Genomic DNA, 13,065 nt, shown 5'->3' on the forward strand with positions numbered 1-13,065 from the left:
GATGTTCTTGAGCACGGCCTGGGCGCCGGCGCCGTACATCTGTTGGAGGGTGGCGCGCAGTTGGTTAGCTTCGCGATCGACTTGGTCGCCAAGTATCTTCTGCCCGTTGACGGTCGCGATGGGATGGATGCTGCCGAACAGGCCTGCGCCGAAACCCCAAAAAGCCATGATAATCCCCAGCAAGACGAACGGCACTTGTACTTGCCAGGAGTACTGGTAACGGCGGATTCCTTCCAACATTGAATCCGCATCATACTTTAGTGCCTTTTCGGTTCGCAATTGCGCCTGGTTGCTTGCTTGGCTCGTCAGTCGCTGTTAGCCTGTCGCGCAGCGGTTAAGTTTGACGGACCCAAACGTCTCCGCCATAGAATTCTTCAACATTTGGGCCGCGTCTTTGGGGTGGTCGAGCCGGGGCTTGGTACCGGCATTAGTCTGAACCGGGCAGGCGAGGGGAGAAATTCGTGGTCCTTAATTCTATTTTCGGTTGGTTTTCCAACGATCTGGCGATCGATCTCGGCACCGCCAACACGCTCATCTATGTGAAGGGCGAAGGCATCGTGTGCAATGAGCCGTCGGTCGTCGCGGTGCAAAAAGATTCGCGCGGTTCGCGGCGCGTGCTGGCGATTGGCTCCGAGGCAAAGAAAATGCTCGGACGCACGCCCGGTTCGATCGTCGCGATTCGGCCTCTGAAGGACGGCGTCATCGCCGACTTCGAGATCACCGAGAACATGCTGCGCTACTTCATCCAGAAAATTCATTCGGGCAAGACGCTCGTGCGTCCGCGCCCGCGCATCGTCATCTGCGTGCCGTTCGGAATCACCGCGGTCGAGAAACGCGCGGTGCGCGAATCCGCGGAATCGGCGGGCGCGCGTGAGGTCTATCTGATCGAAGAGCCGATGGCGGCCGCGATTGGCGCCGGACTTCCGATCACCGAGCCGGCCGGCAACATGATTGTCGATATCGGCGGCGGCACCACCGAGGTCGCCGTCATCTCGCTGGCGGGAGTCGTCTTCTCGCGCTCGGTTCGAGTGGCGGGCGACAAGATGGACGAGGCGATCATTCAGCACATCAAGCGCAAGTACAATTTGCTGATTGGCGAGCGCACCGCCGAGCTGATCAAGATCACCATTGGATCGGCCTACCCCGGCAACGAGATCCAGACGATGGAGATCAAGGGCCGCGACCTGGTTGCAGGCGTGCCCAAGATTATTGAAATCACCGACGAGGAGATTCGCGAGGCGCTGATGGAACCGGTGCGCCAGGTAGTGGAGTCGGTGCGAATCGCGCTCGAGCGCACGCCGCCGGAACTCGCGTCGGATATCGTGGACAAGGGCATCGTGCTCGCGGGAGGAGGCGCGCTGCTGCGCAACCTCGACGTGCTGCTGCGCGAGGAGACCGGGCTTCCGGTCACGCTCGCCGACGATCCGTTGACCGCGGTCGTGATGGGTGCGGGCAAGGTGTTGGACGAACTGTCGCTGCTGCGCGACGTGACCGTTGAGTGATCGACTCGCGGCAGATTTTCTGAAACTTGAGCCGGCGCGTCGGGCTGGATTGACGTGAGAGGCAGCTTTCTCTGGCGCAACCGTGTGCTGCTCGCGAGCGGCGCACTGCTAATTCTGTCGCTTCATCTGATCTCGACAGGCGTACATCCCGGCGACCTCGCGGCCCGTCCGCAATCCGCATTTCTCGAAGTCATCAGCCCCGTTACCGGCGCGTTCACCCATCTCAGTGACGGCGCTTCGTCGATCACGCGCGATTACCTCGAGCTGGTTCATGTGCGCGACGAAAACGCGCATCTGCGCGCCGAGCTCGCGCGCGTCAAGAGCGATCAAGCTCGGCTGGCTGAGCTCGAGGTCGAAAATCAACACCTCGGCGAACTGCTCGAGCTCAAGAACGCACTTGGCACCAACGCGGTCGCCGCCAACGTGATCGGCAGCGACGCCAACGGCATCTCGCGCACCCTGGTTCTCGCCTCGGGCACAGACAACGGGCTTCGTCCCGGCATGGCGGTGCTGGCGAACCAGGGCGTGGTCGGCAAGATCATCGCCGTCAGTCCGAAGGCCTCGCGCGTACTGTTGGTCAACGATCACAACTCCGCGCTCGACGGTTTCGATCAACGCTCACGGGCGCGCGGAATCGTCGCCGGGCAGGTGGACGACGGCGTGATGCTGAAGTACGCCGATCGTTCGCAGGACATTCGCTCCGGCGACACGATCGTGACCTCGGGCCTTGACGGGATTTTCCCGCGCGGCCTGCTGGTCGGCACCATTCAAAGTGTGCATCGGGAAGGGCCGGGACTTTTCCTTGGGGTGAAGATCACGCCGGCGGTCGATTTTCGCGAACTCGAGCAGGTGCTGATTCTGACCCAGCCGCCGCCAGTTCTCGAAGATCAGGCGAAGGACTGACGCGGTTGCGCCTCTTCCTATTGTTTGCGGTTTTTGTGGTGCTGGGATTGGCGTTTGAATCGGCGGGCGCGCGCATCTTCTCGTTTCGGTCGCTAATCCCAAACCTGATCATAATATTCGCCGTCGATCTCGGCCTGCGCCATCATGGTGTCGTGCCCGCGATACTCGCGTTCACGATGGGCTACGCGACCGACGCGATCGCCGGCTCGCATCCGGGACTCAACGCTTTTATGACGACGATGGTCTTCCTGGTGAGTTACGAAATTTCGACGCGGCTGATGGTGGCGAACGCCGGCGTCGGCGCGACAGTGGTATTCTTCGGCGTGATCGCGACTGCGCTGGGCACCGTCGCCATCGCCAACGGCTTCGGCGCACTCTCCAGCACGGGTCCGATGCTCCCTGGATTGGCGCTCCAGGCATTCATCACGGCGATAATCGCGCCCTTCATTTTCTCAATACTGGCCGTCACCAAACGTCTGACGGGATTGCCTGCGGGAGCGACTCGCGACGGGCACGGTCGCGAGCGGCGCGTTGAACTGTAACTCGTGGCCAGCATTGGGACAGAGGATTGCTTGCGAGCGTGGCGCGCGAATAGATTGTAGGATTAGTTGGGAACCATAAGTGGCGAAGTTCCACATCTCCAGGAGCAGTAATCGGCCGGTGCCGCCGCTGGAACCGCGCATCGTGTCGTTGACCGTCATGATGTTCGCGGTTTTGGCGGTCCTTTCGGTGCGCCTGTACTACCTGCAGGTTCTGCATCATAAGGACAATGTCGAGTCGGCCGATCGTAACCGGATTCGGCTCCAGCGCGTACCCGCCCCGCGCGGATTGGTTTTCGATCGCAACCACCGTCCGCTGGTCGATACGCGTCCGTCGTTCGACGCGCAAATCGTGCCCGAGGATTCCGACAATCTTTCGCTGACGATCGAACGGCTGGCGCGCTATACCGGCGCGGATCAGATTGCGGATAAAATTTCCGACGCCGATGAAGCTGGACGCCCGCCCTACGAGCCAATCACCGTCGCCGAGCGTCTCGGATGGCAGCAGGTGGTGGCGCTCGAGGCGCATCAGCTCGACCTGCCCGGCGTGAGTCTGCAGATAACGCCCGCACGGCATTACCTTTACGGCCAGCTCGCCGCGCATCTGCTCGGCTACGTCGGCGAAGTGACCGTGGGCGATCTCAAGTCGCATGCGGACTACCACATGGGCGACGAGATCGGAAAATTCGGCCTCGAGCGCGTGTGGGAGAATTTTCTGCGCGGCAACGCGGGCGGACAGGAGATCGAAGTCGATGCGGTCGGGCGGAGGCTGCGCGTACTCAAGGAAATCGCCGATACGCCGGGCGAAAGCCTGGTCATGACTATCGACCTGAATCTGCAACAGGCGGCAGAGCAGGCGATGGCCGGCAAGAATGGCGCTTTCATCGCAATCGATCCGCGCAACGGCGAAGTGCTCGCGATGGTTTCGCATCCGGCCTTTGACCCGGACATCTTCGGCGGCGGGGTGAAGGCTTCGGCGTGGAAAGAACTGATGACCGACCCCAATCATCCGCTGCAGAATCGCGTCATCCAGGGAATTTATCCGCCGGGCTCGACTTTCAAAATCGTCGATTCGATCGCGGGACTGCAGGAAGGCACGCTGAAGCCTGAAACCGAATACAACTGTCCCGGCGGGATGTGGTTCGGTGGACGCGAGTACCACTGCTGGCGTCATCAGGGCCACGGCACCATCGAGCTGCACGACGCGATCGTGCGCTCCTGCGACGTTTATTTTTACAACGTCGGCGAAAAACTCGGCGTCGATCGGATCGCGAAGTGGTCCAATCAGATGGGACTTGGCATCAAGAGCGGCATCGATCTCGATCATGAAAATCCCGGCACCATCCCGTCGTCGGCGTGGAAGCAGAAGCGCTATCACGAGCGATGGTACCCCGCGGAAACGCTCTCGGTCGCAATCGGTCAGGGCTACGTCGCGACGACGCCGCTCCAGATGGCGCAGGTCGCCGCGCAAGTTGCCAACGGCGGCATCCGCTATAAGCCGCAATTCGTAAAGTACGTCGAAGGACTTGACGGCAATATCGCCAAGTCGTATCCGCCGGTGATCGAAAACAGAATCAAAATCGATCCGGACGCGCTGCAGGACGTGAAGGACGCGATGGCCGACGTCGTCAACGGCGCCGGCGGCACCGCGCACAAAGCACATCTCGACAACGTCGTCGTCTGCGGCAAGACCGGCACCGCGCAAGTCGTCGGCGACAAGGGTGGCGGCGAGAGCGAAGAGGAAGAAGACAAGAATACGCCCGAACAGTACAAGGACCACGCGTGGTTCATCGCGTTCGCGCCGAAGGATCATGCGACCATCGCCGCCGCCTGCATCATCGAGCACGGCGGTCACGGCGGCAGCGCGTCGGCGCCCATAATTCACGACGTCTTCCAGCGCTACTTCCAGCTAAATCCGCCGCCGCCGACACCGGAAATCGCGCGCGTGCTCGACAACAGCTCGCCATGACAGGAGTGCGGCCCTGATGGCGGCCGGCGATCGCAGGTACATTCTTCATTTCGACTGGACGCTGTTCATCCTGGTCATCGCGCTGGCCGGTATCGGACTGGTCAGCGTCATCAGCGCGTCGTACGGAGGGCACAAGATTATCGATCCGCTGGTGATTCGCCAGCTGATTTGGATCGCCGCCGGCACCGCCGCGTTGCTGGTCGCGGTGCTGGTCGACTATCGAACGCTGCAGGCCTACGCGTATCCGTTTTACGTGCTGGTGATAGGACTTTTGATCGCCGTGATGGTCGCGGGCCACGCCACCGGCGGATCGCGCCGATGGATCAACCTCGGGTTCTTTCACCTCGAGCCGTCTGAGCTGGCCAAGCTCGCGGTCGTGCTCGTGATGGTGCGTTATCTGCGCGAGGAGCCGCCGAAAGGCGGATGGGGCCTGCAACATTTGATCGTCCCATTCATATTGCTCGGCGTCCCCGCCGCACTGGTGCTCAAGCAGCCCGACCTCGGCACGGGGCTGGTGCTCGTGCTGATCACAATCACGCTGGTGTTCGTCGCCGGCCTGAACTGGCGCACGATGCTGGTGCTGGCGATTGCCGGGATGCTCGCAGCTCCGCTGAGCTGGCACTATCTCAAACCCTACCAGCGCCAGCGGCTGGTCAGCTTCATCAATCCGCAAGCCGACCCGCTCGGCTCGGGCTACCACATCATTCAATCCGAGATCGCGATCGGCGCCGGCGGTCCGATGGGCAAGGGATTTCTGAAAGGCACGCAGGCGCGGCTGAATTTTCTGCCCGAGCAGAGCACCGATTTCATCTTCGCGGTTTTCGCCGAGGAGTTCGGACTGGCCGGCGCACTTCTCCTGCTCGGATTGTATGCCAGCGTGATTCTGCGCGGCGCATGGATCGCGCGGCATGCGCGCGACCGCTTCGGCGCGTTGCTCGCTGTCGGACTGACGGCGATTGTCTTCTGGCAGGTAGCGGTCAACATCGGAATGGCGACCGGGATGCTGCCGGTGGTGGGAATCACGCTGCCGCTGGTGAGTTACGGAGGCTCGTCGCTGATCGCGATGATGGCGGCGATGGGCATTCTCATCAGCATCAACACCCGCCGCTACCTGTTCTGAGTTCCTCGACGAGGTAAAGCAAATTGGCCAAAAAAAAGTTCACCGATCCACTCGATATCGAAATCGTCGAAGTGCAACGGCGCTTCGTCGATGTGATGGAAAACGTCAGGCTCGAAACGATCAGCCCCGAGATGAAGCGCCACTACCTGGCGGTGATGAAATCGCTCACCGAAAAGCTCGCGATGCCGAGCAAGCCGCTGAGCGAAATCCTCGGCGAGATGATGACCGAAGCCGGGCCGATGATCTTCCAGGCAATGCAGCGCTAACTACGGAAGAATCGATACGCCCGCGCGATTGAGCGCGGCGACCAGGCGCGCAGCCTCCTCTGTTTTTTCCTGATCGTTGCGAATTTGTTCGTAGCGGCTCCAGACCCGCAACTGTTCGTCTCTGTTGCTCGGGCCGCCGCGATCGAGAATTGCATTCACCATGCGTTCGAAATATCCGCCCCAATCGGGCTGGCGCCCGTCGGCGTCGCGAAAACCGTACTCGCGCGCGAGCGTCCAGCTCGAGCACACCTTGCCCGCTTTGGCCGCAACGTTCGCGTCCGTCGCGAGCGCGACGACGGCGCGTCCGACATAGGCGGGAGTCTCGGATTCGGCGAAATCCGGATTCTTTGCGACCGCGTCGCGCCAGTTTGCTTCGGTCACACCGAACCCGTCCAGCATTGCTTCCGAGCGGAGAAAACCCGGCGTCAGCGCGAGCGCAACGACGTTGTGTCTGCGAAGTTCGACCGCCATCGCGTAGGCGAGCCGGATCGCGGAAATCTTTGCGAGGTCGTAAAACAGGTTGCCACGGTAGTCGAGATGCATCCCGTCGGTGATTTCGATGATAAGCCCCGACTTTTGCCGGACCATCATAGGCGCGCCGAAGCGGGCGGTCAGAATATGCGTCTGCACCGCCAACTCCTGCATCTTGAGGCCCTTTGCGGGATCCAGCTTCCAAAACGGCTTGCCCCATTCGCTCAGTTCGTCGCCGCCCCAAATGTCGTTGACCAGAACATCCAGCCGCTGGAAGTCCCGCTCGACCCGATCGAATAGCGCGCGCACATCATCTGCGACTGTGTGATCGACCCGGATTGCGACGCCGACTCCGCCCGCCGCGGTGACCAACTCGGCGGTCTCCTCGATCGTTTCGGGTCTGCCCGCAGTCGCGGGATTTCCGCGAGTACTGCGCCCGGTGCAAATGACAGTCGCGCCGGCCGTGCCGAGCATCGTGGCGATCCCGCGCCCAGCCCCGCGCGTCGCGCCTGCGACGAGCGCAATTTTCCCGGCCAGCGGTTTCGTAGCGTCGGAGGTACTCATCACGCTTCGAAAGCGTACGCCGCTTCCTCGTGTTCGCTGAGATCCAGTCCGATCTGTTCTGCCTCATCCATCACACGCAGTCCAACCAGTGCGTCGGTCACCCTGAGCAGAATCGTGCTGCCGACGAATGAAAACGCCATGGTCGCGACGACGGCTGTTGCCTGGATGAGTAGCTGACGCGGGTTTCCGTAGAGCAGTCCGTTGGCGCCGGCGGCGTTGACCAACACGCTCGCAAACAATCCGGTCGCGAGCGCACCCCAGATTCCGCCGACTGCGTGCACGCCGACCACGTCGAGCGCGTCGTCGTAACCGAATCGCGACTTCATTCGCACCGCGCTGTAGCACAGTGCGCCCGCGACGCCGCCGATGACTATTGCGGCGCCGGGACCGACGTAGCCTGATGCCGGAGTTATCGCGACTAGTCCCGCTACTGCGCCGCTCGCAGCGCCCAGCACTGTGGGCTTGCCGCCGATCCACCATTCTGCCGCCACCCACGTGAGCGTTGCGGCCGACGCGCCCAGATGCGTCGCGACGAATGCTGACACCGCCAAGCCGTCGGCGGCGAGCGAACTTCCCGCGTTGAAGCCGAACCATCCGACCCACAGCAATCCGGCGCCGGTGACCGTCATCGTCAGGTTATGCGGCGGCATCGGATCGCGCCCATAGCTACGGCGCGGACCGACCATCAGCGCGGCGGCGAGTGCGGCGACGCCCGACGAAATATGCACGACGGTGCCACCGGCAAAGTCGAGCGCGCCCATCTCGTGAATCCATCCGCCGACGCCCCAGACCCAATGCGCCAGCGGATCATAAATCAGCGTGATCCACATGATGCTGAAAACCAGGAAGCCTTTGAATGACATTCGCTCCGCGATTGCGCCGGTGATGAGCGCGGGCGTGATCACCGCGAACATGCACTGGTAAATCATGTACGCCTGATGCGGCACCGTCGCCGAATAGGCGGCATACGGCTGCGTTGCGCTGACGCCAGCGAGCCCGGCCCACGAGAGCGCGCCGATGAAGGCGCTGCCCGGCGAGAACGCGAGGCTGTAGCCGAACAGCACCCATTGGATCGACACAATCGCGACCAGGATGAAGCTTTGCATCAGCGTCGAGAGCACGTTCTTGCGCCGCACCATCCCGCCGTAAAAGAGCGCGAGCCCCGGAATCGTCATCATTAGAACGAGCGTGGCGCAGAGCAGCAACCACGCGGTGTCGGCGCCGTCGAATTTCGGCGCACCGGGAATCGCAGCAGCCGCGGGCGACGCGATCGCCAGGCAAATCATCACTGTCATCACGATTCCAGTGCTGCGCTTGAGAGCGCGTACCGATCTATGAATCATCTTCGAGGCCTCCTGAGTTGCAACAGCTCACGCCAAGCTCTCAATTGCGAGTGAACGTGGCGAAGTTTTCAGGAAAAGACAACCTGCCTGGCGCGGCTATAATTTCCCGAAGCTGAAACGACGAGCGGAGTCACTCTCAAATTGGTCGAGTGTTGCGGGCGCGATCGTTAGTCAAGCAATCTCTTGACTTACTTTCAAAAGGTAATACTTTACCAATTAGTGAAGCGCGGCTGTCGACTATAAGCGGATCAACAAAGATGGAGACGAGTTATGGCTATTACGCTTAATCACACGATCGTACCGGCGCATGACAAAGAGGCCTCGGCAAAGTTTTTCGCGCACATGTTTGGGCTCAAATACGACGGGGCGATGGGTCATTTTGCTCCGGTCAGAATCAACGAAACGCTCACGCTCGATTTCGACAACTGGGAGCATTTCGAGATGCACCATTACGCTTTCCAGGTCGCCGATGCGGAATTCGATGCTATCTTCGGTCGAATCAAAGAGGCCGGCATTCCATATGGCAGCGGTCCGTTCTCGCAAGAGGATATGCAGATCAACACCCGGCGTGGCGGGCGCGGCGTATACTTCAAGGATCCCAACGGCCACGTACTGGAGCTTCTTACCCGAGCCTGATCGGTGAAACGTCGCACCGGTCGGCGGTCATTTCCCGAAGATTGAAACGACCAGCGGAGTCATCTTTCGCTCAGATGGTGTCGTTCCGCCGAACTTGTTCATGATCGATCGCATCTTCTCGCCTGAGCCCTTCGCCTGCGCGAGTATGAACGGAATGTGGCCATCCTGCTCGCATGCGCTGCCATGCCATGAGTAGTGAGTCATCCCGGCAAAATAATATCGATTCTCGATCGGCACGTTCATACAGGCCTTGGGCAACAGCACAATGTCGCCCGCTCGGTTGCCGTACGGTCCAGCGCCGAGCCATCGCATGCGTTCCGACAGCTCGGGAAGATCGGGCCGCGGATGCTCGCTCAAGTAGTCGTCAATCGGGACGAGTTGTTGTCCATCGAAGACTTCGAACGGGAGCGCGTTGGTGCCGGAGGGCGTCGGCTGACGGGAAAAAATCAGATCGAGCTTGCCCTTGAGGCCTGCGATCGGACGTCCGCGTCGATTCGATTGATAGAGCGACTTCACGACGGGGATCACGTCCTCTTCGAAGCGCGGCGGTTTTTTCCAATCGCAATTGTCGTCGTCGTTGGGGCAGGTGGTGCGATCGGCCAGGTAGATGTTAGCCATCGAGCCTTGATAGGCGAGTACAGCCTGGAAATCCTTGTCCGCGTCGCCGACGATTAGCGACGCCTTACGGACGCGAAAGCCGGCCTCCGCGACTGCCTTGAATGGTGAGCTGTCGTCATCGGGTCCGAGCCGATGCTTCTCATCGTTCATCGTCGGAATATGCGCGTGGTCGGAGATAAAGATGACGTAGGTATTGTCCAGCGCATTGTGCCGGCGATATTCGTCGAGCACCTGCCCTACAGCACCATCGGTCACGTGCGCGAGATATCGCATCTGCGAATTCAGCGGATCTTCTGCAGCATGTGTGAATATGTCGATCCCCGGAAAGTACACAACCTGCAAATCGGGTATGCCGTGTTCGTCGATCGCCTTGTTCAGCTCCTCGACTGAAGCGCGATCGAGGGTCCCACTTAGCGACCTCTCGGGTTCCCGGCCCATGAGCGTGCCTCTCACCAGGTGACGGAAGAGGTCGGAAAGCGAATCCGGGCCGACCGTCGTGTAAAAAGTGGCCCCGCGATGCACCGATAGCATCGACACGTAGGACCTAACTCGCAGCCGCTCGTAAAGTGTGGGGACCTTGAGCTCGTTACCGATGAGGTCGTCGGTCACCAGCTTGGTATTGTCGGCAACGTCGGTCATCGAGACCGGCACCGGAGCGAAAAAGGTCGCGGTCTCGCGGTCGAACCATTCGTCACCCGGGATCCCGTCCCACGCCGGCACGCTGCCGGTGAAGATCGATGCCCAATCGGCGATCGTGCTCGAGGGAAGCACGCTCAAAGCTTCGGGCGCTGCGTAACCGTGCTCGAATAGTCCGTCGCCCTGGTCGTTACCCAGCAGCTCTTTGACGTGGGGCATCTGAAGGGTTTTGATATCGTCCATCATGCCGGCAGGAACGGCGCCGTCCAGCGCGAAGATGATCATCCGCGGTCCGGTCGGCGATGCGGGCACTTCGACCTTCGTCGCGCGCTCTTCACCACCGGTTTCGATCGTGTGAGTAACGAACCCCGAAGTCTTTGCCAGTCCGCAAGAGAAAAGAAAAAGCATCACGACGGCGACGATGTAGGTTGCGCAAGAAGGCAGCCGCGTCACATTCATCCCCGGTGTCGTTGCGGCACGATGCTCGCCGAAAGTCTGGATCGGCTAGGTAGCGATCGTATGTGCTTCAGCCCTTCGGGAGTTGCAGGATGCGCTCGCCGATCATGTTTTTTTGCACCGGCGACGTGCCGCCCGCGATTGTCATCGACTCCGACGACAGTATCCGGCGCATCCAGTCGCCGTCGGGGGCGAACGGGGTGTGCCGCTCGAGCAGCGCGTACTCGCCGAGCAGCCGCGTGATGAACTTGGTCATTCGCTGGCCGAGGTCGGTCGAGAGCAGCTTCGAGATCGACGCTTCGGGCCCGGGCTGCTGACCCTTGAGCCGTTTCGACAGGCTCCGCAGGCCGTTGTATTTCTTCGCGGTCGCCTCGATCGCGAACTGCGCGATTTGCTGGCGGATGTCGTTGTCTTCGATCGCCGGCCGGCCGTTCAGCTGCACCGACTTGGCGATCTGAACGAGCTGATGGAGCATCTGTTCGGTGCCGCCGAGCGTCTCGCCGATGCCGAACCGCTCGTGCATCAGGGTCGAGACCAGCACCTGCCATCCCATGTTCACTGGGCCGAGCAGGTTTTCCTTGGGCACGCGCACGTCTTCGAAAAAGATTTCGTTGAACTCGCTGTCGCCGGTGATTTGCTTGAGCGGACGCACGGTGACGCCGGGCGCTTTCATATCGACCAGCAGCGCGCTCATCCCTTTGTGCTTGGGCACGTCGGGATCGGTGCGCACGAAGAGCTGCACGAAGTCGGCGCGATGCGCGATCGTGGTCCAGACCTTCTGCCCGTTGACGACGAACTCGTCGCCCTTGAGCTCGGCCTTGCACTGGATCGACGCGAGGTCCGAGCCCGCGCCTGGCTCCGACATTCCCTCGCACCAAATCTCGTCGCCGGCGAGGATCGGGTTCAGGTAGCGCTTTTTCTGCTCGTCGGTCCCCCATTGCATCAGGGCGGGGCCGGTCATGATGACGCCGAGCACGTTACATCCCATCGGCAGGTTGAGGCGGCCGAGCTCCTGCTGAAAGATGACCTGCTCGATGAAGGTTGCGCCGCGCCCGCCGTATTCTTTCGGCCACGTCAGCCCGGCCCATCCGGCGTGGTAGAGCTTTTTGTGCCATGCCTTCAGGCGCTGCCAGACTGCGTCGTCGCCGCCGGCCTCAGGGTCTTCGCCGCGAGCGAGAGATTGCGGGCGATTGGCTTCGAGCCACTTGCGCACGTCCATCCGATAAGCGTCTTGTTCAGCGCTCCAGGTAAAATCCATTCTTTTAGAACTCCCCGTACCGAAATTCGTGTCGATACTACGCGGCACGCTCAGGCCAGCCGACTAAAGTAGTATCTCTTGAGTACCGCCCATTCGGACCGCGGGGCAAGAGCCGCGGGCCAGGGAACCTGAATCAACGGGGAGCAAGCCTCAGGGCAGCGGAACAAAAGAACACGGCTTGAGCGCTTTATGCGGTCCGAAACACGCGCTGAAGCCGTCGAACGTCGAGTCCAGAGCCGACACGTTCGACGACTCGCCATGGGGATCGCGCATAACGATAGTGTCGGCCAGCGAGAGGTCGGCGCCAACGCCATTGATCATCGACTGGTCGAAAGTCGAGGTGCCGTAGTCCGCGAGCGGCAGGATTCCGTTACGGCCAGAGGGAGCCTCTTCAATCCATTCTGCCGACAGATTCGAGGAAGCGTAGCTGAAATCCTGGGTCCAGCTTTGGGCGGTTGTCTCGTTCATCATCGAAAGCGTCCAGCTCTGGGTTCCGGTGCAATTACCCGCACAGCTCAGTGACGCGGTTATCACGTCGCCGGGATTCACGACGAGCGAAGTCGGGATCGAGGCTGCAGGTAGCATTTCGTACCAGGCGAAATAGTTTGTCCTCGTACGGCTGAGTGCCTCGTGCGCAGTACCGAGCTGGATAAGAGATCGATCGACGCTCCTGCATTGCGAATTTTTGCAAAATCCGCCGATCCCAACCCAATTTGACGAAACTGCGGGCTTCTTCTTGAAGACGACACTAGGAACCACCCAGGTCGCCTGCGCTGAGGTGTAG

General features: G+C 60.9%; 13 protein-coding genes. 7 read left to right on the forward strand and 6 right to left on the reverse strand.

The window, feature by feature from the left end; genetic code table 11:
- On the reverse strand, positions 1-240 hold a 240-nt coding region (locus tag VIW95_RS17635), incomplete at its 3' end, for a SurA N-terminal domain-containing protein (RefSeq protein ID WP_414645289.1).
- Positions 241-461: 221 nt separating this feature from the next.
- Between VIW95_RS17635 and VIW95_RS11935 the strand changes: the two genes are divergently transcribed.
- From VIW95_RS11935 to VIW95_RS11960, 6 genes are all read left to right on the forward strand, one after another.
- Positions 462-1,502 (forward strand): rod shape-determining protein, encoded by a 1,041-nt coding sequence (locus tag VIW95_RS11935; RefSeq protein WP_331586727.1) that lies wholly within the window; start codon positions 462-464, stop codon positions 1,500-1,502.
- A 54-nt stretch (positions 1,503-1,556) separates the two neighbouring features.
- Positions 1,557-2,405, forward strand: a complete 849-nt coding sequence (gene mreC, locus VIW95_RS11940) for a rod shape-determining protein MreC (protein ID WP_331586729.1) — start codon at positions 1,557-1,559, stop codon at positions 2,403-2,405.
- Positions 2,406-2,410: 5 nt separating this feature from the next.
- Positions 2,411-2,947, forward strand: coding sequence for a rod shape-determining protein MreD (mreD, locus tag VIW95_RS11945; protein ID WP_331586731.1), 537 nt, complete (start codon positions 2,411-2,413; stop codon positions 2,945-2,947).
- Positions 2,948-3,026: 79 nt separating this feature from the next.
- A complete protein-coding gene (gene mrdA / locus VIW95_RS11950; protein WP_331586733.1) occupies positions 3,027-4,913 on the forward strand; it encodes a penicillin-binding protein 2 in 1,887 nt (628 codons plus the stop codon).
- Between the two features lie 16 nt (positions 4,914-4,929).
- Positions 4,930-6,033 (forward strand): rod shape-determining protein RodA, encoded by a 1,104-nt coding sequence (gene rodA / locus VIW95_RS11955; protein WP_331586735.1) that lies wholly within the window; start codon positions 4,930-4,932, stop codon positions 6,031-6,033.
- 23 nt (positions 6,034-6,056) lie between these two features.
- Positions 6,057-6,299, forward strand: coding sequence for a hypothetical protein (locus VIW95_RS11960; protein WP_331586737.1), 243 nt, complete (start codon positions 6,057-6,059; stop codon positions 6,297-6,299).
- Here VIW95_RS11960 and VIW95_RS11965 read toward each other — a convergent pair whose 3' ends face one another.
- Entirely contained in the window at positions 6,300-7,334 is a 1,035-nt protein-coding gene (locus VIW95_RS11965) for an SDR family oxidoreductase (protein WP_331586739.1), read from the reverse strand. It abuts the gene before it with no gap.
- Positions 7,334-8,677 (reverse strand): ammonium transporter, encoded by a 1,344-nt coding sequence (locus VIW95_RS11970; protein ID WP_331586741.1) that lies wholly within the window; start codon positions 8,675-8,677, stop codon positions 7,334-7,336. Before VIW95_RS11970 ends, VIW95_RS11965 begins: the two co-directional genes overlap by 1 nt.
- 270 nt (positions 8,678-8,947) lie before the next feature.
- Between VIW95_RS11970 and VIW95_RS11975 the strand changes: the two genes are divergently transcribed.
- Positions 8,948-9,313, forward strand: a complete 366-nt coding sequence (locus VIW95_RS11975; RefSeq protein ID WP_331586743.1) for a VOC family protein — start codon at positions 8,948-8,950, stop codon at positions 9,311-9,313.
- 27 nt (positions 9,314-9,340) lie between these two features.
- Here the strand turns inward: VIW95_RS11975 and VIW95_RS11980 are convergent, their stop codons facing one another.
- From VIW95_RS11980 to VIW95_RS11990, 3 genes are all read right to left on the reverse strand, one after another.
- Positions 9,341-11,020 (reverse strand): alkaline phosphatase family protein, encoded by a 1,680-nt coding sequence (locus VIW95_RS11980; protein WP_331586745.1) that lies wholly within the window; start codon positions 11,018-11,020, stop codon positions 9,341-9,343.
- Positions 11,021-11,093: 73 nt separating this feature from the next.
- A complete protein-coding gene (locus tag VIW95_RS11985; protein ID WP_331586748.1) occupies positions 11,094-12,281 on the reverse strand; it encodes an acyl-CoA dehydrogenase family protein in 1,188 nt (395 codons plus the stop codon).
- A 150-nt stretch (positions 12,282-12,431) separates the two neighbouring features.
- Positions 12,432-13,065: G1 family glutamic endopeptidase (locus tag VIW95_RS11990; RefSeq protein ID WP_331586751.1), on the reverse strand; the 634-nt coding region annotated here is incomplete at its 5' end.

Source organism: Binatus sp. (SeqCode) (assembly GCF_036522015.1).
In the GTDB taxonomy this organism is placed as follows: Bacteria; Desulfobacterota; Binatia; order Binatales; family Binataceae; genus Binatus.

What these genes read in the sequence shown, in the direction of transcription:
- rodA (WP_331586735.1), top strand. Translation starts at nt 4,930, where the DNA reads ATGGCGGCCGGCGATCGCAGGTACATTCTTCATTTCGACTGGACGCTG.
- VIW95_RS11965 (WP_331586739.1), bottom strand. Translation starts at nt 7,334, where the DNA reads ATGAGTACCTCCGACGCTACGAAACCGCTGGCCGGGAAAATTGCGCTC.
- VIW95_RS11970 (WP_331586741.1), bottom strand. Translation starts at nt 8,677, where the DNA reads ATGATTCATAGATCGGTACGCGCTCTCAAGCGCAGCACTGGAATCGTG.
- VIW95_RS11975 (WP_331586743.1), top strand. Translation starts at nt 8,948, where the DNA reads ATGGCTATTACGCTTAATCACACGATCGTACCGGCGCATGACAAAGAG.
- VIW95_RS11985 (WP_331586748.1), bottom strand. Translation starts at nt 12,281, where the DNA reads ATGGATTTTACCTGGAGCGCTGAACAAGACGCTTATCGGATGGACGTG.